The organism is Leeuwenhoekiella blandensis MED217, from assembly GCF_000152985.1.
Lineage (GTDB): Bacteria > Bacteroidota > Bacteroidia > Flavobacteriales > Flavobacteriaceae > Leeuwenhoekiella > Leeuwenhoekiella blandensis.
In genome coordinates this window covers 3,911,647-3,934,529 of record NZ_CH672395.1, presented here as the reverse complement: position 1 = coordinate 3,934,529, position 22,883 = coordinate 3,911,647, and the positions used below count along the sequence as shown (strand labels likewise).

The 22,883-nt window shown below is 39.3% G+C and carries 19 protein-coding genes; 14 read left to right on the top strand and 5 right to left on the bottom strand.

Annotated features, from left to right (window positions below; all coding sequences use genetic code 11):
* Nucleotides 1–123: 123 nt before the first annotated feature.
* Together MED217_RS16940 and MED217_RS16935 are read right to left on the bottom strand one after the other, a co-directional pair.
* Complete coding sequence (locus tag MED217_RS16940) at nucleotides 124–678, bottom strand: Riean_0653 family protein (protein WP_009781788.1); 555 nt, start codon at nucleotides 676–678, stop codon at nucleotides 124–126.
* A gap of 114 nt (nucleotides 679–792) precedes the next feature.
* On the bottom strand, nucleotides 793–1,857 hold the full coding sequence (locus MED217_RS16935) for a DUF11 domain-containing protein (protein WP_009781787.1): 1,065 nt from the start codon (nucleotides 1,855–1,857) through the stop codon (nucleotides 793–795).
* Nucleotides 1,858–2,058: 201 nt separating this feature from the next.
* Between MED217_RS16935 and MED217_RS16930 the strand changes: the two genes are divergently transcribed.
* Both MED217_RS16930 and MED217_RS16925 read left to right on the top strand, forming a co-directional pair.
* Entirely contained in the window at nucleotides 2,059–2,526 is a 468-nt protein-coding gene (locus tag MED217_RS16930) for a hypothetical protein (protein ID WP_009781786.1), read from the top strand.
* Nucleotides 2,527–2,901: 375 nt separating this feature from the next.
* A complete protein-coding gene (locus MED217_RS16925) occupies nucleotides 2,902–3,666 on the top strand; it encodes a tetratricopeptide repeat protein (protein ID WP_009781785.1) in 765 nt (254 codons plus the stop codon).
* Between the two features lie 135 nt (nucleotides 3,667–3,801).
* Here the strand turns inward: MED217_RS16925 and MED217_RS19065 are convergent, their stop codons facing one another.
* Nucleotides 3,802–3,954 (bottom strand): hypothetical protein, encoded by a 153-nt coding sequence (locus MED217_RS19065; protein ID WP_154648975.1) that lies wholly within the window; start codon nucleotides 3,952–3,954, stop codon nucleotides 3,802–3,804.
* Nucleotides 3,920–4,822, bottom strand: a complete 903-nt coding sequence (locus MED217_RS16920; RefSeq protein WP_009781783.1) for a hypothetical protein — start codon at nucleotides 4,820–4,822, stop codon at nucleotides 3,920–3,922. The genes MED217_RS19065 and MED217_RS16920 overlap by 35 nt, the downstream gene beginning before the upstream one ends.
* 241 nt (nucleotides 4,823–5,063) lie before the next feature.
* On the opposite strand from MED217_RS16920, the gene MED217_RS16915 reads away from it, so the two are divergent.
* From MED217_RS16915 to MED217_RS16890, 6 genes are all read left to right on the top strand, one after another.
* Nucleotides 5,064–5,471: a helix-turn-helix domain-containing protein gene (locus tag MED217_RS16915; RefSeq protein ID WP_009781782.1), complete on the top strand. Its 408-nt coding sequence runs from the start codon at nucleotides 5,064–5,066 to the stop codon at nucleotides 5,469–5,471.
* A gap of 180 nt (nucleotides 5,472–5,651) precedes the next feature.
* Nucleotides 5,652–7,214, top strand: a complete 1,563-nt coding sequence (locus MED217_RS16910) for a ParB N-terminal domain-containing protein (protein ID WP_009781781.1) — start codon at nucleotides 5,652–5,654, stop codon at nucleotides 7,212–7,214.
* Nucleotides 7,215–8,117, top strand: coding sequence for a DNA adenine methylase (locus MED217_RS16905; RefSeq protein WP_009781780.1), 903 nt, complete (start codon nucleotides 7,215–7,217; stop codon nucleotides 8,115–8,117).
* A gap of 96 nt (nucleotides 8,118–8,213) precedes the next feature.
* On the top strand, nucleotides 8,214–8,687 hold the full coding sequence (locus MED217_RS16900; protein WP_040533015.1) for a hypothetical protein: 474 nt from the start codon (nucleotides 8,214–8,216) through the stop codon (nucleotides 8,685–8,687).
* Nucleotides 8,688–8,849: 162 nt separating this feature from the next.
* A complete protein-coding gene (locus tag MED217_RS16895; protein WP_009781778.1) occupies nucleotides 8,850–9,338 on the top strand; it encodes a hypothetical protein in 489 nt (162 codons plus the stop codon).
* Between the two features lie 191 nt (nucleotides 9,339–9,529).
* Nucleotides 9,530–9,910: a DUF2750 domain-containing protein gene (locus MED217_RS16890; RefSeq protein WP_009781777.1), complete on the top strand. Its 381-nt coding sequence runs from the start codon at nucleotides 9,530–9,532 to the stop codon at nucleotides 9,908–9,910.
* Between the two features lie 655 nt (nucleotides 9,911–10,565).
* Here the strand turns inward: MED217_RS16890 and MED217_RS16885 are convergent.
* A complete protein-coding gene (locus MED217_RS16885) occupies nucleotides 10,566–11,303 on the bottom strand; it encodes a hypothetical protein (RefSeq protein ID WP_009781776.1) in 738 nt (245 codons plus the stop codon).
* 413 nt (nucleotides 11,304–11,716) lie between these two features.
* Between MED217_RS16885 and MED217_RS16880 the strand changes: the two genes are divergently transcribed.
* The 6 genes from MED217_RS16880 (at nucleotide 11,717) to MED217_RS16855 (ending at nucleotide 22,877) form a co-directional block, all read left to right on the top strand.
* A complete protein-coding gene (locus MED217_RS16880) occupies nucleotides 11,717–13,402 on the top strand; it encodes a DUF6377 domain-containing protein (RefSeq protein WP_009781775.1) in 1,686 nt (561 codons plus the stop codon).
* A gap of 319 nt (nucleotides 13,403–13,721) precedes the next feature.
* Nucleotides 13,722–16,649 carry a SusC/RagA family TonB-linked outer membrane protein gene (locus MED217_RS16875; protein WP_154648973.1) on the top strand — a complete coding sequence of 976 codons (2,928 nt, stop codon included), beginning with the start codon at nucleotides 13,722–13,724 and terminating at the stop codon, nucleotides 16,647–16,649.
* A 6-nt stretch (nucleotides 16,650–16,655) separates the two neighbouring features.
* A complete protein-coding gene (locus MED217_RS16870) occupies nucleotides 16,656–18,281 on the top strand; it encodes a RagB/SusD family nutrient uptake outer membrane protein (protein ID WP_040533014.1) in 1,626 nt (541 codons plus the stop codon).
* Nucleotides 18,282–18,296: 15 nt separating this feature from the next.
* Nucleotides 18,297–19,439, top strand: coding sequence for a SusE domain-containing protein (locus tag MED217_RS16865; RefSeq protein ID WP_009781772.1), 1,143 nt, complete (start codon nucleotides 18,297–18,299; stop codon nucleotides 19,437–19,439).
* Nucleotides 19,440–19,497: 58 nt separating this feature from the next.
* Nucleotides 19,498–20,943 carry an alpha-amylase gene (locus MED217_RS16860; RefSeq protein WP_009781771.1) on the top strand — a complete coding sequence of 482 codons (1,446 nt, stop codon included), beginning with the start codon at nucleotides 19,498–19,500 and terminating at the stop codon, nucleotides 20,941–20,943.
* Nucleotides 20,944–21,035: 92 nt separating this feature from the next.
* Nucleotides 21,036–22,877, top strand: coding sequence for a glycoside hydrolase family 13 protein (locus MED217_RS16855; protein WP_009781770.1), 1,842 nt, complete (start codon nucleotides 21,036–21,038; stop codon nucleotides 22,875–22,877).
* Nucleotides 22,878–22,883 lie beyond the last annotated feature (6 nt).

Genomic DNA, 22,883 nt, shown 5'->3' with positions numbered 1-22,883 from the left:
ACGTATTGCTGAATTATAAATATTCAGAGGCAAAGATTATTTTTTACATAGCACTTTTTTCCACGTAATTCTAACTGAGCCTCAAAAAGAATAGTTTTAGTTTCACAATGTTTTAATAGTAGACTACGGAATATAATGCATATCAAAGCGACCATCAGTTATCTCGATTGTTTCACCTTGATTGTTGATAGCTGTAAATTTGAAAGTTCCAGATATTATTCGCTTTGCCTCATCCAAAGCCAGAATTAATAATTCACCGTTAGTTTGTCCATTAGTAGAAAATCTATCAAGTACACCGGCTTCGATTAAATATTCCCCCCAACTCGATTCGTCAATGTTTGGGATGGTTAAGAGAATTGGTTTATTAATCGGCAACGGTTCTTTTTTCTTATTATATAAGATACGTACAGATTTAGTAGGATTTGAATTTTCGTTTATAAATATGCCAAAAGTATATTCATCTCCTCTTTTAGCATATTGGCATCTTAATGTAGATTCATTTGCATTTCCCTTTGGTATCAAAACTTCACCGTTCACCAAACAACCTGCTGTATTCGCCCCTACGGTAGTCTGGGGAGGGAGTTGATCAATGGGGGGAAGATCGCTATCATCATCATTTTTATAAGAACAACAAACACCCGTGAATGCCAGCAATAGAACAAAACAGAAACTTTTCATAAGACCTCTTTTTTCTTAAAGGTATACATTTCCGTAATGACGTATTGCTGGATTCTAAATATTCAGAGGCAAAGATTATTTTTTAGCGAGCACAATTCATATGTCTACTGTAAACTAATCAAACTTATTGCTCATCATATCTCGGGAACGCTGGTAATACACAAAAATTCCGTGGTCTATATATTTACGATGCTTTTCTCCACCACACATCACATAACCTTCTACATCATATTGATCACAGTGTGGGGAACCTAAGAGGTGGCTGGTTTCATGAATGATTAGAATTTGAGACCTGTCTATCGATAGATCAAAATCAAAAACTCCGGTAACTTGTACATCGATCCAACCGCAGGCTACACCTCCAAAAGAATCTGGTGTGATGGCCATTAAATAGTCAAAACCGTGATTGTTGCCCTGTGTTCCTACCGGTCCTTCCCAATCTTTAGTAAGGCCAAGCGCGTCTCCGCCAAGCGCGATAGCTTTTTCACACAAGCCACCTTCAGCGTCATAGGCTGAAACATTTCCGGTAGGAATGGTGTAAAAGAGGTGTTCGATATCCATCATTTCATCTAAACCTCCTTCAAACTCGGTATAATTCCCTTCATTATAAAGTTCAACTTTTCGCGTAAAAGCCTGTTCTAAGTAAGTTTTCATGCTTCCATTGTAGTTCACTTTTGAGAAATACGTAGGGTCGTAAATTACAGGAACCAGCACGCGGTTGCTTGTTGCTACCTGAAAAATTCGACCTTCAAATTCTTTGTCATCAGCGCCATTAAGCTCAAAAGCTTCAAAGAAATATTCACCACTACCCAAAGCATAATGCTTTTCTTTGATTGCATCTTTAAAAAACGGGCCCACGGTGAGCGTAAGTTGCGTGGTTTCACCTGCTTGCAAAGTCCGTTCAACAGCGTCTAGTGCTACATTATGGTAATCGCCAAACCGACTGCTTGATAATTTGGGACTGATAGCCACAGTGCCCGAGGAAGAGCCGGTATTTTTAACAGTCATCGTGATAGTAATTTCATCGCCTTTAACTGGCGCATCTCCCGAAGCATTAGTGACTTTAACAGCAGTTAGATCAAAACTTGCAGAAGTGTTTTCGGTTTGGGTGCCATCATCGCTTTTTGAGCTGCAACTCAGGAATAAACAGAAGATAAATAAGGTAGTGATTGTTTTCATTGAAAGATTTTAAATTACTAAAACGTTTTACCAAATATATATAAATCGGTAACAAATCACCAACTTCTTAAGCAAATGGGCTTAAAGGCAGGTATTTAGGCTAAGTCTAAGTGCTTTATACAGGGAATAAGGGGTTGAAACCCCGTGAATTTTGAGGGGAGATTGATATATTTAGTGTTGATATGACAAGTTGTGCATAATATGAAAAAAGTCCTGTTTTCAATATTAATTCTACTAATCAGTTGTTCGGACAAAAAATCTGAACCTCAAAAAACCGTGACTGAATTAGAAAAAAATTGGGCTGAATTTAAGACCAAAGATTCCATTCCTAAATTGCTTACTCTGACTTTGAAAAAAGTTCTGAAAAACGACTTTGAAATAGCAAACCCGAACGAAGAATTTAATCGGACTGATGTAATAATTAATGACTCAATTCCGACCAGACAGCTTCGAATGTTATCAAGGAAAAGTAATACTTGGAGAATTGCATACATACAAGGTGGTTTTGCAAAACATTATGTTTATGCTGATTGCAACATAATAAATGACTCAATATCTGATTTTAAAATTTCTCAAACCAATCTAAAGTTGGAAAACAATGATAGTATTGACAAATATTTAGCTGACAAAAAGCTTATACCAAAGAAAGTAGAAATAATAATAAATTAATACTATGTTCAACACCGGTAACCGTTTCACAAGACTCTAAAACATAATATCAAAAACTCAAATAAACCTCCCGAAGCTCCGGGACTGAGTAGTTTTTTTGGATCTAATTGGATTTAAACAAAATTCAGAACCAATAAAACGGATTTATCGATGTTCGTCAGTCTATTTTTTAAAAAAATGAAACGAGCATTCCTGCTTCGCTTTTCGCTCGTTTTTGGTGAACTTGAAGTAGTTGCCTAAACTTCAAATGGATTACTCCAAAAATCAAAAATCCTCGTATGCGGTTTTTGTTGGATGTCACAACCACTTAAATTACTTTTAAAACATAAACAAATGGTTTTGTAGACCTACTGCCGTTGTACAACATTCGATTCTATGAAATTAAGCCTAACAATAATCTACCTTCTTTTGTCATTTTCAGTAATTGGTCAAACAAGCCCAAGGGATTTATATACTTCTGGAAATTCAAATTTCAAATCTGGGAATTTTGAAAACGCTATTGAGAAGTATACAGAATTATTGAAAATCGTTGAAGAGAAAACGGTCCAAAAGACGTGTTACATAAATCGCGGACTTTCATACGACCGACTTCAAAAATACGATTTGGCAATTGCCGACTTTACAGAGGCAATTAAGTTGGATACTACAGATATGGCTTCATTTGTTGATAGAGGACTTTCAAAAATGCACGCTGGATATTTAGAAAAAGCGAAAGAAGACTACTATTACGTTGTTCATAAAAACAATAACAATGCAATGATGGAAGCGGCACTTTATTGGCTTGCTCGAATTCACTACTCACAAGGAAAATTTGAAGAAGTACTAAAAAACTGTGACAGATATTTCACCATAAACTCACAAGATCCTGAAATGTATTTTATAAGTGGTACCGCGAATGATATGCTTCGGAATTTTGAAAAAGCAATAAAAGATTATAGCAATGCTATTGAAATACATCCAAACTATGTACAAGCTATTGCTAATCGAGGAACGGCAAAAATTAACCTTTTGACTAGGAATGGAAATTTGCAACTAAGTAAAAAAGAAACGAGAAGTGCCTGCAAAGATTTGAAAAAAGCTAAAGAACTCGGAGACATTGCAGTTGATGATTTGATTTATGTTTACTGCGACAGAAAGTAATAAAGAAGCGGAATTAAATATCTAATAATTAAGGTCTTGTACGGTCGGCGAAGCCAGTCCTGTTGTGTGACGAGGATACAACAAAAACACCACGTTCACTGAACTCGTTCTTTGTCAGTCCTGCCATTACTTCCGCTAAATTTTCGACTCGTAGTAGTCTACACTGTACGTGTTTACCCGGTAGGTGCCTTCATAATAGCGTCCGGTTCTTCCGGTTTTGGGCGTCAGGTGCACCAGCTTTTGCGCTTTCAGCTCATTCAGCCGTGTTTGTATGTGTTTCGTTTTCATAGGAGCTTGTTTGAGAAGGTGTATGGTGTAGTTTCTTTAATTCGCGGAGTTTCTCCTCCGCCAGTTGACGGGCCGCTTTGATAAACCGGTAGGTAAGCTGTTCCGCTTTGTGGGCATCAGCATCTGAAGCATCCCTTCCCGTTTTTTCATGCAGGTTATAGGATGCATGACACAGCTGCGTATAAACCTGATGGGAGCGGAAGGAGCGTTTGGGATAGAGGATTTGCGGCAGGTCGCAAAAGTGTCCGCACAGGTGCAACAGGTAAGGAAGCGCAAAGCAGGAAGGTTGGTATTCCCAAAACACATAGATGAGGCCCAGACAGGCCTGCTGCACCGCCTGTTGCAGCAATAGGTATTTCCCGTAGTTGCTTTGAGGGTCTTCACAGTCTACCGCCTTTGTTTCGAAGTAATGGGCACGTTGCAAACGGGTGTTCCAGTGGGTTGCGATACGGGCATACACCTGCGGATGCTGCAGGTCGCTTACCGGAAGCTCCAGCTGCTCATCTTCCCGGTACAGCAGTTTACATTCCCGGAGCACCCGGTTTAAAAAAGTACTGCCCCAGTGGATACGGCTGTTGGCCTCTCGTAGCGTAAGATGTATCGTAAAGACTTCATAGCGGCCCCGAGTCTTATTCAATAGGCTGTGCTGTATGTGCATAGGGTCGGCCACTTCCTCGTGACTGACCACCAGCAGGGTAAGCACCTCCCGCGTATCGGGTTTTATCGGAATACTTAAGCCGCCCGTATACGTTTGGGTACGACTTGTGGAGACCTGCCGTAGCAAATAGACCGTATGTACCCGACTCAGGGAGCAGAGGAGGGGGATAAGGTCGTGCAGGTCAGAATCTGTAGTAAATGCGGTGTTCATAATCCCGGGTTTTAATGAATTGCCTAAAATCCCTTTGGATTAGGGCTGTAGGGCTCCTACTAAAGAGAAAAAGCCTTACTTTTGAATAGCTTTAGGCAATACAGGTTCGTGTGATGCATTAAAGGTAGTATGCTCCTCCTGTGTAACCTACCCGTATGCTTGGTAAGCTACCCATTAGGACGGGTAGTTTACCCGTACTTAAACGCGACAGGCTAACAAAAGAATTCTTATTTTTGAGACTATGACCACAACCAAACCCAATCACATCGGTAGAAAGATCGCCCGTATTCGCGAACTGCGCGGGATGAAGCAAGAAGCCCTCGCGCACGAACTCGGCATCAGCCAGCAAAGTGTGTCGCATATGGAGCAAAGCGAAAGCCTCGAAGACAGCAAGCTGGAAGAAGTGGCTAAGGTGTTGGGGGTAACCAAAGAAGGGATTGAGAATTTTTCTGAAGAGGCTGTATTTAATATTATTGGGAATACTGTCACTAATCACGACAATTCTTCTCTTTTTGCTTATCAGCCAACTTTTAACCCTCTTGATAAATTAATAGAGGCTTACGAAGAGAACAAAAAACTCTACGAACGCTTGGTACAGGCTGAGAAAGATAAAGTGAGTTATTTGGAGGAATTGCTTACAAAGATGTAGACTGCATTTTTTATAATAATTAGATGAAACCTCAGGCTTTAGTGTTTGAGGTTTTTTACCTTTTTTTAGAACTACGGGTAATTTAATAGGGTTTTACGGGATTCTGTAAAAGATTTTAAAATGAATAGGTTAACTTAGTTGTTTAGATTTTGAAAACTAACAGTATTTTTTAAAAGTTATATGTATATAGATTATTCATCTTGGGAAACATTTGATTATAGCTTAAAAACATTACAACTTGATTTAAACAATCCCCGAATTAAATATAGAGGGGATACTTTAAATCAGACTCAGATACTAAAGTTTTTAATTAATAACGAAAGAGTTTATGAGTTGGCAAAAAAAATATCTGAGGAGGGGTATTTTGTAGGTGAAGAGCCGATAATCTGTATAGAAAAAAATAAAAAAGTAGTCCTAGAAGGAAATAGACGAACAGCAGCACTCAAACTTTTACAAGATCCTAAAAAGTACCTTTCAATTTCAAAAGCTAATATTTTATTACAAAATATTTTAAAAAATAATTTCCCAGTAGATCGGAAATTGAGATGTTATATTGCCCCGAATAGACTTCTAGCTAATCCAATAATTTATGAGAGACATAATGGAGCTACATTACAAAGATGGAAAACCGGAAATCAATACGCCTTTGTAGCTGAGATGTATTATGAAGATGGGTTGATTGTTGAAGATATTTGTGATGTTTTAAACGAAAGTAGAGCGAAAATCTTAAAGCCGTTAAAAGCTTATAATTTATTTTATGAAGGAAAAGAAATTCTTGAAAAAGAAGAAAATATTATAATAGATATTGCTGATTTTGAATTTACAAATTTAGAACGATTTTATTCTTATGAGCCATCACGTAAATTCCTCGGTATTGAATTTGATAATGAAAATGGCGAATTGATAATTAGCCTTCCCCAGGATGAATTTGAAAAGAGACTACTAGAAGTTTTTAAAATTATCATTGATTCAGAGAGATTTTCTCGTGATTTTAATAAGGATGAAGATAAAAGAAAGTTTATTCAAAAATTAAATGATAATCCAGATTTTAATTTTTCAACAACTAATAAGGAAGGTAAAACACAGAGCAAAACGACCCAAAAGAAGGCTGATTTAGAATCAGAGAAAAAAAAGGTTACAAGGCGAAGAAAAAAGTCAAAGAAAAAGGCTTATGAAAACCGAATAATCTCGGCTGAAAAAGAAATTATATTTGATAATGAGAAACTTGATAATTTATTTTTTGAGCTAAAGCATTTGCCAATTGATAAGATTTACTCGTTTGCCGTTTTGTTACGAACTTATTTAGAACAATCACTCTATTTCTATTTAAAGGAAAAAGGACTTTTTGAAGATTTAAGTTTAAAAACAAACGAAGAAAATGAGAAAAATAGTCTTAAAAAAGTGACGTTGCTTATAAATTATATTAAAGGAAAATATTCTGTTAGTGAGGGTATTGATTCCCAAGAAGTGATGAGAATTTTAAAGTTTAATAATAAAAAAGATTATTCTAGTGCATCGTTAAAAATTATGTTGGATTATGTGAAAAATCATGAATTAGAAAATCATTTAGACACTAGTCAGTTGAGAAATTTAAAACACTATATTGATCGGATAAAAGACGGTTTAGATTTGGCAGTACATAACATTGAAACTTTCGTGGATCTAGAGCATAATAAAAGGGCTTGGAAACATTTAGAACCCCTATTCGAAATTTTAAGCAATAATTTAATTATTGAAGAATAAATGTTCTATTCACCTTTAAGATATCCGGGAGGAAAAAACAAACTGTCTGCTTTTGTTGCAAAAATCTGCATTGATAATAAAATTAATGGGCATTACGTTGAGCCTTACTCTGGCGGTGCATCTGTTGCCCTTTTTCTTTTATTAGAAGGTTTTGTCCAGCAAATAACTATTAATGATAGGGATAGGTCAATTTACGCCTTTTGGCATTCAGTTTTAAATAAAACTAATCAACTTTGTGAAAGAATCCAAAATGCAGAATTAACAGTTGACGAGTGGAAAAAACAACGTGAAATACAAACTAACAAAGAGAAAGCTGATTTACTTGATTTAGGTTTTTCAACTTTTTATATGAATAGAACTAATCGTTCGGGTATAATTAATGCCGGAGTTATCGGCGGAGTTAATCAAACAGGAAATTATTTGATGGACTGTCGCTTTAATAAAATAGATTTGATAGCGCGGATAAAGAAAATTGCCAAGGAAAAAAGAAGAATTCATCTATTCCATAAAGATGCATTAGAGCTTATCGATAAAATCCAATGGGAGGCCGAAAATGAAAATATTGTATTTTATTTTGATCCACCCTATTATTTAAAAGCTGATAGCCTTTATATGAATCATTATGAGGATAAAAATCATAAAGACGTTAGCGAAAAAATTAAGTCAATAGAAAATATCAAGTGGATAGTTTCTTATGATAATGTATCTAAGATCAGAGAGTTGTATTCGGATTGCTCATATAAAGCATTTGAATTCAAACATACGGCATATGAAATTAGAGATGGGAAGGAGATTTTATTTTTCAGTAAAAATATTATTGAACCTGATATTGAAAATTGGAATCCATTAAAATTTAAACTTGTACGAGGAAAAACTGAAAATAATATTGTTTATAAGACTTAGGAGCGGTTATCTCTATCGGCTCTTATTCTTTGAATGGAAATGCCATAAGGAGTAAGCTGCATTCCGCTATTTACTTTTCAATTTGCTAGACTAATAATGATGCCAAAAAAAGAGGAAGAATTCAGCTTCAAAGAGTCAAATGACAAAATTGGGGAAATCATAGCCTGTTCAATTTACATTGAGGATTTAATATCTGAGGTAATTACGAATTATTTTAATCCACAAAAAAAGGAAGAATTTCAACATATTTTAATGAATAGTAGTGTTGTTAGCTATGGTCAAAAACTCAAAATTCTCTCTAATATTGAAAACTTTGATTCAAAAATCATTAATAAATTAAGAACTATTGGCTCGCTAAGAAATTCTGTGGCCCACAATAATTTAATATTGAAATTTGATTCAACTTCCTCATTCTCTACAATTAGCGAGTTACATAATAATATCACATTATCGGTGATGAATAGTTCTGGAAAATTAGTTGATAAAAATCTTAAGGACATATTTGAGGAATTCAACACACTCTGCAAGGAAATCTGTTATTATTTCCAAGAGGAGTTTGACTTATTTTAAGAGCATAATACAATAAAATTTGAATAGGGTCTGAGTTTCTAATTCTCCTGCTCCCGCAAGTCTTTAACTTATGGTGTTTAAGTAAATCAAAAAGTTTACGGGTTTTATCAGGACTACGTATCCTATACACTTACGTGAGTAACATTGTAAAAAGACAAACTAATGAAAAACTACCTGCATTTAGTACTAATTTGTTTCAGTTTACCCATTCTTAACTGTTGTTCAGATGATGATTCACAAATTTGTCCTCAGACGGAAATCGCATCTATGGAGATTAATAAGGAACTAAAGCAATTTGACATCTACGGGCGGGGCATTGATTTAGATAACGATGGAAGAGGTCATACCTTAAGTTTATATTTAATGACCGGCGTCCTCCAACCGCAACAAGACACATACGCCATAACATTTAAACTTCCCTATAAACAAACGGGTAAGAATATAATTGAGGAGCTTCATTATTTTAGAGTTCAAAATGGCACTGCTTCCGAAATAGATTTTGTGGCGCAAGGAGCATTAGAAAGTAATGTACTGGTAAATACAAATTCATGTTTTAGTGCAACATTTTCGGGAAGTGTTCGCTTAAATGGTACTGAAATTAGTATTGAGGATGGTATTGTCGAACATAGTTATGATGAACCCTTTGACTGATACGCAAAAGTTAGTAAGCCGCTTCTAAGCGGTTTTCTCGTTTTAGACTGTACATCTCAGAATATACCTCAAAACTCAAAACACCTAATACGTAGTTTTTGTTGGATATCGCAGTCACTTCAAGTACTTTTAAGCAAGAAACAGGTGGTTTTGTAGACCCACTGCCGTTATCTTTTATTTTGCAGTAAATAATGAGCAACAAAAAAGTTGAAAATATACTAAACTTAAAAGCTTCTGATAGATATGCTTATCTCGTGCGGAAAGTGGCAGATTTTGAACAACTATTTCTGATTTCAGACAAAAATGGAAATTACGTTACTTGTGGGACTGAAGAGACTAAATGTATACCGGTGTGGCCGGAATTGGATTTCGCTAGGGAATTTCTAAACTCAGACTGGAGAGACTTTAATGTTGTAATGATTGAATTGAATATATTTCTGGACTGGTTAGATAGACTAGAAATGGAAGGTTATTTCATTGGAGGATTCCCCAATCGCGAGTTTAATGCAATAGTGGTAAAACCAAATGAAATGAAAAGCCATCTGATTTTTGAATGCAGTCAGTACGAATAGTAAAAAGCAAAAGCTAATGTCTAGCGTTCCCTGCTCCCGTAAGTCTTTAATTTGTGATGCTGGTAAACTATAAAGATTTCAACTCAGAAGACTTCTCGATACACCGGTCTCACCGCTGGTTTCGTCCGGCACTCGAAGTGACATTCCCAATAAACCAGACTGCTCGACAGACTTATATTATAAATCGAAGTGAATTTCAGGTAACACCCATCCCCAGCCCTTCCTTCAAAGGAAGGGAGTGTTTTCGCTGAACTTAAAGCCTCCCTTTGAAGGGAGGTTTGGAGGGATGTTTTTCTGCTTTCTTTTTAAGTTATGTTTAATATTTGAAGGAGGAATGCTAGAACGGCATACTTTTTACATCTGTAGTAAAACAAGCAAAAGACGCGGAGTTGGGAGTGGAGGATGGCCCAGCGCAGCGGTTTGTCATCCGCACGATAAGGGTTTTGCGTAGTTTTCAAGGATGTAAAAATAAGCCTTGTCCCGAAGCTTCGGGATTGGTTCTTTTTAGGGCGATGTAAAAAAGAACAGAACATTCTATAGAAGCGAATAGCTAACAACCATCTGGAGTTTTTTGGCCTCAAATAAAAACGATTGCTAAAGCATTGTAATCTCAAATTACCCTTACAAGGGAGTCCATTAAATTTCACTTAAAAGATCACGTCCTAAACACCTTCAATACCTGCGTAGGATTAAAGGCTTTTGAATTCATGCCTAATTTCCCCAGACGCATGTCTGCCGTAAAGTACAACACACCCGTCGTGACCAAAAGCAGCGCTTCGGCCGGCAGTGCCGTAGCGGTAAAACGGCTAGCAGGGATGCTTCGCGTTTTATGGGGAATGGGAATACGAAATAATTCGTGTCGCAACACCTGGTAGGTTTTGGAATCGTAAACGCTGATCCAATACCCCAGTTCGGCTTCACTTGCCTTTACCGGCCAGTAGAGGTTAGTGTTGGCCTTAAATTGGGGTACGTTGATCTCCAGAGTTCCCGCTTCAAGGCTCACCTGCAAGCCGGGCAGCTGTACGTACTGCGGATACTGATGTTTCAGGTCGGTTTCCAGCCCTTCCAATACGGTGGGTTCTCCCTGCCAAAAATCCAGACTTCCTTGAGGCAGGGTGCTGGTCATTTTCATCCCTTGATACACCGCTTTGCGAAAGCGGTTAAAGAATTGAGGATCGTAATGCGTACTCAGAAAAGGGCGAAGTCCGCGAAAAAGGCTACTGGTGATTTGGGAAGCCCGCCCAAAATCGGTCGCGGTTTGTTTTGCTCGCCCTTTGCGTGCTTTCCCGGCGGTATCGGGCCTGGATTGTACGATGGTTTTTCCGTTCACATTTCTAAATACAAGATTACCAATGTTGCCTTGAAGTCCGTTTTTGCTGTCTAGTTTTGCCATAGATGGTAGGTGTAAGGTTATACATGATACAAGAATGCTACCTTATTTTAACCAATCTCACACACAAAAACTGTGGTAAAGTGTGGTTAGGGTGTGGTAGGACTGTGGTTGCAGTGTTGTAGCACTCTGTCTAAGAGTAAGTTATGAAATAAAACAATACGCCACTTGCACTTACCTAATATTTGAGTAAAAAAAGAATTACTAAGCTTTTGATAATGAAATTTATAGCTTAAAGATATACCTGGGATTTACTGAAGCTCCCACACAGGCTTTGGTTACGGCCTTATTAGAAGTGTCAATAGCTGCTAAAGCACATGATAGCTATACCCAATGTATTGCAGACAATAACCCCGCTACGCGTGTAACCGAGTTTTTAACCGGCTTTGTGATTAATTTGTTCGAATTTTGCAGCGATGAAGCTTATGAACAACAAACTCTTTTTTCTTTTCACATTTTTATGGGTGGTATTTCCGTCTCAAGTAGGTTATGCTCAGCATGCTGAGCAACTTACACAACTGGTCGAGACCATCGAAAGATCGGCAGCCTATGACGCCCGTAAAATTGAAAGAATAGATTCCCTGTACAACGAATTGACGCTTCAGCGGGACAGTTCGTTGCAAAGGCGCTTTGAACTCAACCGCTCTTTGTTTTTTGAATACCGGATTTTCAAACAAGATTCCGCTTTTAAATATTCCTTAGCCTCTAAGGCACTTGCCGAGCAATTAGGCGATGCGCGTTTGATTGCTGAAACCACGCTCGATCTGGCTAATGTTTGTGTTTCTGCAGGAATGTTTAGTGAAGCTTTGGCATATCTCAATGGGGCCGATCTTGAGCGTATTCCTGAGGAGATCCGATTTTCACTGTACGGACTGTTAGGTCGTTGTTATAGCGATATGGCAGATTATAGCACAATCTCTTACTATTCTGATTTATATCGTAAAAAGGCAAGAGAATACCATCAAAAGTCCTTAGAACTTGCTGAGCCCGGTACCTGGGACTATATTATGTTACGCGGTTATCTCAATTATAAATATGGAAACCTTGAAGAGGCGCTTGAAGATTTAAAACCCTCGCTAGAAATGCGTCAGGATTTGCGGTCGCAAGCGGTCGTGAATTCGGTTTTAGGTGATATTTATGTGCAAATGGGAGATGAAGAGCAAGCGATCAAACATCTTGCACAATCCTCTATTGCAGACATAAAAACCTCTGCAAAAGAAAACCTTTCGATGATTCAATTGGCTGAATTTTTATTTCAAAAGGGTGATGTGAAACTCGCTTCGGTATTTATCAAAAAAGCCAATGCAGATGCTGAAGCGTATGGTGCACAGCAACGTAAAATACGCGTAGGCGCCATTTTGCCTAATATCGAAGAGCAGATCATCAATCAGGTCGAAACGCAACGGGCCCGATTATCCAAACAAAACATCATGTTGAGCGTGCTCCTGGCGGTATTGCTCGTGTTGGCTGTGATCACCTACACGCAACTCCGCCGACTTAAACGTGCTCGAAAAGCATTGCTTGTTGCACATAAGGATCTACAAGCAAAAAATGAGCGCATTGTTGAAGTGAATGAAACCATACATTCTCAGAATGAAGAACTCAATCGGGTAAATGATCTTTTGCTGGAGGCCAATACCATTAAAGAAGAATACATTGGGTTTTTCTTTACTCAGGATGCCGATATTTTTGAGAAATTCAAAGAATTCAAGACGGGAATTGAACGCAATTTAAAGACCAATAATCTCGAACGCATCAAGTACCTGACAACGGTCTACGATCTGAAAAAAGAGAAGAAAAAATTGCTTGAAAGTTTTGATGAAGCTTTTATCAAACTTTTTCCAAATTTCATTGCAGAATTCAATGCGCTGCTCAAACCGGAAGAGCAGATTCAATTAAAAAAAGGTCAGCTGCTCAATAAAGAGCTTCGCATCTTTGCATTGATTCGTCTCGGGATTAAACATAATGAAATTATTGCCCAGATTTTAGGTTATTCGGTCAATTCTATCTACGCATACAAGACCAAAATTAGGAATAAATCATTTTTAGATAAGAAGGATTTTGACCAAATGCTGCTCGAGAAAACCCGTCTGAAGCTGTAATTTGACCTCATTTTTCGGTATAATTTCTATATAAAACGTATTCATTTTATTTTTTAAAATACTTAAAAACAGGTGTTTACGTTTTTATTTGGCTTTAAATTTTCTATATAGAATTTTATTCACGTAATACCAGCATCTAAAATCTTCAAATTTGCTTCTGTATGTGGATTATTTACCTGATCTGATACGCAATTAACTTTTAGACTCATTTTAAGAATACGTTTTCGTAATGGTTTACAGCGCAAAACGCAAACGTTTTCAAGAGATGGGTTTTAAACAAAAACAAGCATTTAGAAACTATTTAATGAATGTAATTTTTATGAGAGAACTTTTCAAAAGCTTAAGGTTTTTGCTCTTCATGTTTCCTGTTGCACTCTTCGCGCAAAATTCAGTAAGCGGAGTGGTAACAGAGCAAGCGACAGGAATGCCTATTCCCGGAGCCAATATCATTGTCAAAGGAACCAGTAATGGTTCTACAACAGATTTTGATGGTAACTATACGATTAACAATGTTAACGACGGCGATGTGTTGTTGTTTTCATTTTTAGGATTTACCGAGCAACAAATCATTTATACAGGGCAGGCGACTATTGATGTAGGCCTGGAAGAAAATCAAACCAGTCTTGATGAAGTCGTGGTGATTGGTTATGGTAGCGTGACCAAAAAAGACGCAACCGGAGCAGTAAATCAAGTGTCTACCGAAGATTTTAACAAAGGTCAGGTAAACACTGCAGGGCAGTTGATCACCGGTAAGATCGCCGGGGTTACCGTAACCTCAGGAGGTGGAGCGCCTGGTGAAGGTCAAAACATCAACATTCGAGGGATTGGTTCGATCTCCTTGAACAGTTCGCCATTGTATGTAGTTGACGGGATCCCGTTAGACAACAGCAATGTGGGTGGTTCTCGTAACCCATTAGATTTTATCAACCCGGCCGATATCGAGAGTATGACGGTGCTTAAAGATGCATCTTCTACCGCGATTTATGGTTCGCGAGCTGCAAACGGGGTGATCTTGATCACGACCAAAAAAGGAAAAGGCCGCGAATTTAAATTCAACTATAGCGGTGCTACTACAGTGTACAGACCTACAAATTATGTAGATGTGATGAACGGCGATGAGTTTAGAAGTCTGGTGAACGCTGTAGGTAATGAAGCTTCCATTGCGCGTTTAGGTAATGCGTCTATCAACTGGCAAGAAGAGATCTACTCGCAAGCGATGGGTGCAGAGCACAACCTCAGTACCACAGGGAATGTAGGTAACTTTATGCCGGTACGTGCTTCGTTAGGTTATACTAATCAGGATGGTGTGTTACGCGGGGATAACTTTACCAGAACTACTGGTTCGGTAAGTTTACGACCTAATGTGCTTGACGGTTATTTAAAGGCTGAGATCAATGCGCGTGGAATGTACACTGAAAACGAATTTGCCAATCGTGATGCGATTGGAGCTTCGGTAGATTACGATCCTACAAAGCCTATTTACAGTGCAGACTCACCATTTTTAAATTATAACGGCTGGTATGTTTATAATGCTGAAGTTGATAGAGAGATTCAAAATAGCCTTTCTCCTACAAACCCGATCGCATTGATCAATGAGAAAGATGATTCCGCAGAGATCAGAAGATTTATAGGTAATGCTAAGATCGATTATAAACTGCATTTTTTCTCAGACATTACTGCAACCGTGAACATCGGTTTAGATAAAACCAACAGCCACGGAAGAACCATCGTTTCAGAAAACATGCCTTCTTCGCAATTAGACTGGAATGGTTCCTATTCTAACTACATCAATAGAGCGACCAACCAACTTTTTGATGCATACTTGACGTATGACAAAGATTTTGGGAAGAGTTCGTTAAATGCTGTTGCGGGATATTCGTACCAGAGCTTTGAGTACGACAACTACAGCTTTGACAGTGAAGCCCAAGAAGAAGGGAATGATGCCGAATTCATCGATAAATGGAGAAGCACCTTGCTTTCTTACTTTGGTCGTGCAAACTATAACTATGACGACCGCTATTTATTAACCGCTACAATGCGTGCAGATGCTTCTTCTAAGTTGAATCCGGATGACCGCTGGGGATATTTCCCATCATTTGCAGTGGCTTGGAATATCAACAACGAAAATTTCTTCAATTCTGAAACCATCAATCAGCTGAAATTACGCGTAGGTTATGGAGAGATCGCTAACGTAAACGGTCTGGGAGATTACCTTTTCTTAACCAATTACACAGGAAGTAGGTCAAACGCCAACTATCAGTTTGGAAATACGTACTATCAAACCTATCGTCCTGATGCGTATAACGAAGACTTGCGTTGGGAAGTAGGTAAGACGTTTAACGCCGGTATTGATTATGCTTTATTCAACAATCGCGTAACGGGTTCATTAAACGCATATCTTAAGAAAACTGAAGATTTGATCAGTTTTGTAACGGTAGATCCATTTACCAATTTCTCAAATAGGATCAATAAGAATATTGGGGATATGGAGAACAAGGGGATCGAGTTTGAATTGAATGTAACTCCGGTGCAGACCGATGACTTTACCTGGACGATTGGCTATAATGTAGCGTATAACGATAACGAAATCACCAACCTGCCTGATCAGGTAGAAGTAGGTGGAATTTCCGGAGGAACAGGTAACAATGTTCAACTGCATAAAGAAGGCTATACACCCTTTAGCTATTGGGTTTACAAGCAGGTTTATGATGACAACGGTCGTCCTATTGAAGGTGCTTTTGTAGATCGCAACGGGGATAACCAGATCAATGATGAGGATCGTTATCTGTATAAAAATCCGTTTGCAGATGTTACGATGGGACTCAATACCAATCTTAACTACAAGAGCTGGGACTTGGCGATCGTTACCCGTGCGAGTTTAGGGAATTATGCGTACAACAACATGGCTTCAAGCAGATCGTATGAAGTGCGCGCTACCGAAAACAGCATTCTTACCAATTTACACAGAGATTATTTTAATACAGGTTTTCAAACCATTACAGAGTCAAGTTTGCAGAGTGATTATTATGTGCAAAATGCCTCGTTCTTCAAACTTGATAACATAACCCTTGGGTACACCTTTCCGCAGTTATTTGACGATGCTTCATTGCGATTGTATGGTTCTGCGCAAAATGTGTTGATCATCACCGAATATGACGGCTTAGACCCGGAAATAGGCGGAGGTATCGATAACAACTTCTACCCAAGACCACGAATTTTCACATTTGGTGTAAATCTAAATTTCTAAAAAACGATGAAAATGAATTACATTAAAAAAATAGCGCTTCTTATTCCTACGCTTTTGCTCATAGCGTGTCATGATGATTTAGATCAGACACCCATTGATCCAGATAGTTTTACTGAAACTAACGTGTTTGCAAATGCTGACGAAGCAAAAGGAGCTTTGGCAAAACTATATGCCAGTCTTGCGTTAACCGGTCAGCAAGGGCCTGCAGGACAAGCCGATATTACAGGTATTGATGAAGGTACTTCACAATACTCGAGATTATTATTCAGTTTAAATGAATTGACCACAGACAACGCCGTGGTAGGTTGGGGAGATCCCGGTTTGCCTAACTTGCACGCGATGAACTGGGGTGCCGGTAACGACTTTACCACAGGGATGTATTACCGTTTGGCGCAGGAAGTTTCGTTTACCAATTCATTTATTGAAAATGCACAGCTGTTGAACGATAATGCTGAGGTTGAAGCATACATCGCCGAAGCGCGTTTTCTAAGAGCTTTTGCCTATTTCAACTTGATGGATCTGTTTGGCAGTGTGCCTTTGGTAACGGTAGTTTCGACTGATTTGCCGGAACAAAGTACACGTGCTGAGATCTTCAATTTTGTAGAAGGTGAATTGCTTGAAATTCAGAATACCTTAAAAGAAAGTGGTGCAAACGAGTATGGTCGTGTAGACCGTGTTGCTGCTTGGGCCTTGCTTTCTAAGCTGTATTTGAATGCTGAAGTTTGGACGGGCACAGCACGTTATACCGATGCGATCACTTATGCCGAAATGACGATCAACTCGAGCTACAGCATCAATACGACAGATGCAAACGGAAACGGCTCTGCGTACGACGAACTTTTCTTAGCAGATAACAATACTAACGGGGCGCAAAACGAATTTATTTTCGCACTCAATTTTGACGGAAACAATTCACGTACTTACGGAGGAACCACTTTTCTAGTTCACGCTGCGATCGGTGGATCTATGGATGCCTTCAACTTTGGTGTGAATGGTGGTTGGAGTGGTCTGCGTACCACTAAAGCGCTTGTAAATAAGTTTGATGCTGCTGTGACCGATAGTGATGATGAAGGAAATCCTATCGCTTGGTCAGATACCCGTGCTATGTTTTACACAGACGGTCAAAGTTTTGAGATCAACACTATTGCTAACCAATTTACAGATGGCTATGCGGTAACAAAATTCACCAATATTGATTCTAACGGCGCTGCCGGAAGCGATACCGGTGGGGATTTTGTAGATACTGATTTGCCTATCATTCGCCTTGCGGAAATCTACCTTACTTATGCAGAAGCCGTGCTTAGAGGTGGTGCAGGAGGTGATGTGAATACCGCTGCAGGATACATCAATGAGCTGAGAGCACGTGCCTATGGCAATACTAGTGGGAACATTACAAGTTCTGCATTGACATTAGATTTTATTCTTGATGAGCGCGCTCGCGAACTGTACTGGGAAGGACAGCGCAGAACAGATTTAATTCGCTTTAACGATTTTACTACAGGCAATTATCTATGGCCATTTAAAGGCGGTTCGCGTTCAGGAACGGCGGTAGATGAGTTTAGAAACTTATTTCCGTTGCCAAGTAATATAATATTGATTAACACCAACCTTACTCAAAATCCGGGGTACTAATACATAAAAGAAACGATGAAAAATTTAACACTTGTTTTTATTGCGCTTATCGCAGCTTTAAACTTTACAGCTTGTACAGATGATGACGGTTTTACATTTACTGCAAAGCCAGATCCTGAGGGGGTAGTTTTTACAAACTCAACACTAGAAACTTATAATTTGATGGCTTCTAGTTCAGACAATTTAGCAGAACGTTTTGTGTGGAATGAAGTAGACTTTGGTGTACAAACTCCGGTGAATTATGAGATTCAGGGCGCTACAACTGAGAGCTTTGAGACTTTTTCTGTTATTGGTGTGGGAACACAAACCAATCTTCCGGTAACGGTAGGTAATATGTTGAGTTTAGCGCGTGAAGCCGGTTTGGATAACGATCCGCTTACTCCTGAACCTAACACCGGGTTGATCTACTTTAGAGTGCGTGCTTATGTAGGTGCTGATGCAGGAAATGTGGTAGAACAATTTTCTGATGCATTAGCGATTTCAGTAACGCTTCCTGAGGCCGAAGAAGAAGAGGAGATTCAACTGCCTCAAATCTTTGTGGTGGGTAATTTCTTGTCTGCCGGAGGTTATGGTGCAGACTGGACTCCTGCTGATGCAGTTCCGCTTGCCGCTTCTGCTGAAGGAAACACAGATTATGAAGGTTTTGTTTTTGTAAACTCAGATACTCCTGAACTTAAATTCTTACCTACTAACGAAAGTTTTGACGGGGATTACGGAGATACCGGTGAAAATAACGGTGACTTTTCAGGAACTATTGAGCAAGAAGGTGAAGTTAATGCAGGAACTCCTGACGGAACCGGCGGCTATTACTTAATCAATGTAGATACCGAAGCATTAACCTATGCGATGACTAAAACCAGCTGGGGAATCATTGGTAACGCAACGCCAACAGGATGGGATAGCGATACCGATATGGTTTACGATCCTGCTACAAAAATCTGGTCACTTACCTTAGATCTTACCGAGCAAGAAGCTCCTGATAACGGTATCAAATTCAGAGCAAATGATGCTTGGGACTTAAACATAGGTGATAACGATGCAGACGGAACAATGGAGTTTGGTGGTCAGAACATCGGTATTCCAGAAGATGGAAATTATACCATCACGCTTGACTTGAGCAATCCAAGACAATACAAGTACTCGATTACTAAAAATTAATCACCCATACGAGCTGATGCCGTTTTAGGTATCAGCTTGTTTTGAAAATCTTATAACTATGAAACAGTATTTTTTTAAATATCCGTTTCTGCTTTTGCTGTTACTTGCCATCAGCATAAGCTGTTCATCAGACGATGATGCAGCGGTAGAGGCAGAAGAAGGTCAGGAAACTCCAGATCCGGTAAACTATCAGGCGCTTAATTTATCCGAGTATGATAACGGAAGCCGCGTGATGATGCAAGCGTTTTACTGGGATGTAGAACCGCGTTTTGAATGGTGGAACACGATTTCTACGCAATTAGAAGATTGGAGTGCAGTCGGAGTCAATCGTATCTGGTTACCGCCGGCGACCAAAGGTCAATCAGGTGGGTACTCGATGGGATATGATGTGTCAGATTATTTTGATTTTGGGGATTATGAGCAGCACGGTACTGTGGCAACTCGCTTTGGGACGCGTGCTGACCTGGAGAATCTTATCGCTACCGCACACGATAACAATATTGAAGTGATCGCAGATATTGTGTTGAATCACAACTCGGGTGGTGGCTTAGAATACAACCCTTATCGAGGTTATGATACCTACACTCTTTTTGATGAAACTCACGGTAATGCTTCAGGAATGTTCAATAGAAACTATGAAGATTTTTATCCTAATAGTGTGAGTAATTACGATCCGGGGAGTTTGTTTTATGCAGAGACCAATCTGGATCATAACAGAGAACGTGTTCAAAACTGGTTGTGGAAAGATGAGAATTCTGTAGCAAAATATTACAAGAACGTGATGGGCTTTGATGGCTGGAGATTTGACTATGTGTTAGGATTCGAGTCTTTTGTGATCAAAGATTTTCTGGCAGAAGTTGGTGGTTTTTCTGTAAGTGAATTATGGGACGGCGATCCAGATCTTATTCGCGAGCATATTGAAGCTACAGGAAGTGGTGCATTTGACTTTGCAGCCTTCTACCGTATGGAGCAGGCGTTTGATCGTTATAGCGATTTGACCTATTTGACCAGAGATCAGGTTTGGCAAACGCACCCTGAAAAGGCGGTAACCTTTACCGCAAATCACGATACCGAAAATGACGGGAACATCGATAACTACATCGAGCGCGAAAACAAACTCAAGGCGTATGCATTTATTATGACGCATCCCGGGTATCCTACCTTGTTTTATTCAGATTATCAAAACGAAGCTTTTAAAGCGCAACTGGATAAGCTGGTAAGCATTCACAATTCGCTTGCTGTTGGAGACCTAGAAGTGCTTTATGCAGACGAGGATGAATATATCGCAAAGCGAAATGGAACCGAGGCCAACCCCGGTCTTATTGTTTACATCTCGACCAATTCAAGCACCAAGCGCCGTAGCATAAATACAGGATGGAGTAGCCGTCAATTGATGGATTACACAGAAAATTCAACTTACTATCCTGCAACTGCCGAGGATGGAAGTGCTCAGCTAGAAGCTCCGGCAAACGGTTATGCGATCTGGTCTGTGATGGAAGAGTAAACGCTTTAAAACAGCGTATGCGAGTATAAGAAGAAAGCTATCAGCCGGATATTATCCCCTAAAATATTCGGCTGTTTTTTAATTCAATTCCTATGAAACCTTTTTTTAATTCAATCCTCTTTTTATTCCTTTTGAGTGCTCCTTTGTGTGCGCAAATAGATCGGGTAGAGCCCCCGTATTGGTGGGCCGATATGGAAACTTCTGAAGTGCAAATTCTTTTTTACGGAGAGAATATCGCAGCCTACGAAGTTTCAACCGAAGCTGAGGTGCTCATCACAGGGATCACAAAAACCGAAAATCCCAATTACCTTTTTGTTACCATCGAAACCGAAGGACTAGAAGCGGGAACATTTCAGTTTGACTTCAGTAAAAAAGGAAAAAAGGCGTTTACGCGACCTTATGAATTGAAAATGCGCGAAACCGGTTCAGCACAGCGTCAAGGTTTTGACAGCAGCGACGCGATGTATTTGTTAATGCCCGATCGTTTTGCTAACGGAAACCCGGAAAATGATTCTGTTGAGGGATTAACCGATACGTATAATCGTGAAGCAAGCGGTGGTAGACACGGCGGTGATCTACAAGGAATTGTAGCGCATTTGGATTATCTGGAAGATTTAGGAGTGACTACTATTTGGAGCACGCCTTTGCTTGAAGATAACGATCCGGGATATTCGTATCATACCTATGCGCAAAGTGATGTGTATAAAATAGATCCACGTTACGGAACAAATGCAGATTATAGAAATCTAGCAGACCAACTCCATAAACGCGAGATGAAGTTGGTGATGGATTATGTGACCAATCATTGGGGTGCAGAACACTGGATGATCAAAGATTTGCCTACCTATGATTGGATCAATCAGTTTCCCGGTTATGCGCAGTCTAACTACCGCATGGAAACGCAATACGATATGCACGCGGCAGAGCGTGATCAGCATTATTGCGTAGAGGGCTGGTTTGTAAAAACAATGCCAGACCTCAATCAGAAAAATCCATTGGTGTTGCGATACCTGATTCAAAACGCGATCTGGTGGATCGAGTATGCCAATCTTGACGGATTTCGGGTAGATACGTACAGCTATAATGATAAAGAAGGAATTTCAAAATGGACCAAAGCCATTATGGATGAGTATCCCAATTTCAATATCGTTGGCGAAGTCTGGTTACACGATCAGGCGCAAATCGCCTATTGGCAAAAGGATAGTAAAATTGGTGCCATTCAAAATTACAATACCCACTTACCCTCGGTGATGGATTTCACGCTGCACGACGGCCTCACCTCAATGTTTTCTGAAGGTGCGGGTTGGGATACCGGAATGATGAAAGCCTATAACAACTTTGTAAACGACTTTTTATATCCGGATATCAACAATCTTTTAGTCTTTTTAGAGAATCACGACACGGGGAGATTTAATGAGATCTATGACCAAAACCTCGACAATTATAAGTTGGGACTTGCTTTGATCGCAACCACGCGCGGCATTCCGCAGTTGTATTATGGTTCTGAAATAGGTATGCGTGGCGATAAAGGAAAAGGCGATGGGGACATTCGAAGAGATTTCCCGGGAGGCTGGGAAGGCGATGCGCAGAATGCTTTTGAAGCAGCTTCCAGAACCGAGCAGCAAGAGGCTTTTTTCAGCTTTACTAAAAAACTATTCAATTGGCGTAAAACCGCCAAAGCCGTTCACCAAGGAACCTTGACGCAATTCATTCCTGAAAATGATGTGTATGTGTATTTCAGGATTCTTGGAGATGAAAAAATTATGGTCGTGCTCAATAACAGTACAACCGATCAAAGTTTAGACTTAACACGTTTCCGAGAAGTTTTGCCGGAAGCCAGTAACGGACTCGAGATTCTTTCTGACCGTAAAATCAAACTGGAGGAAACGCTCGAAGTTTCAGCAAAAACACCCTTGATCATTCAACTAAATTAGAATATA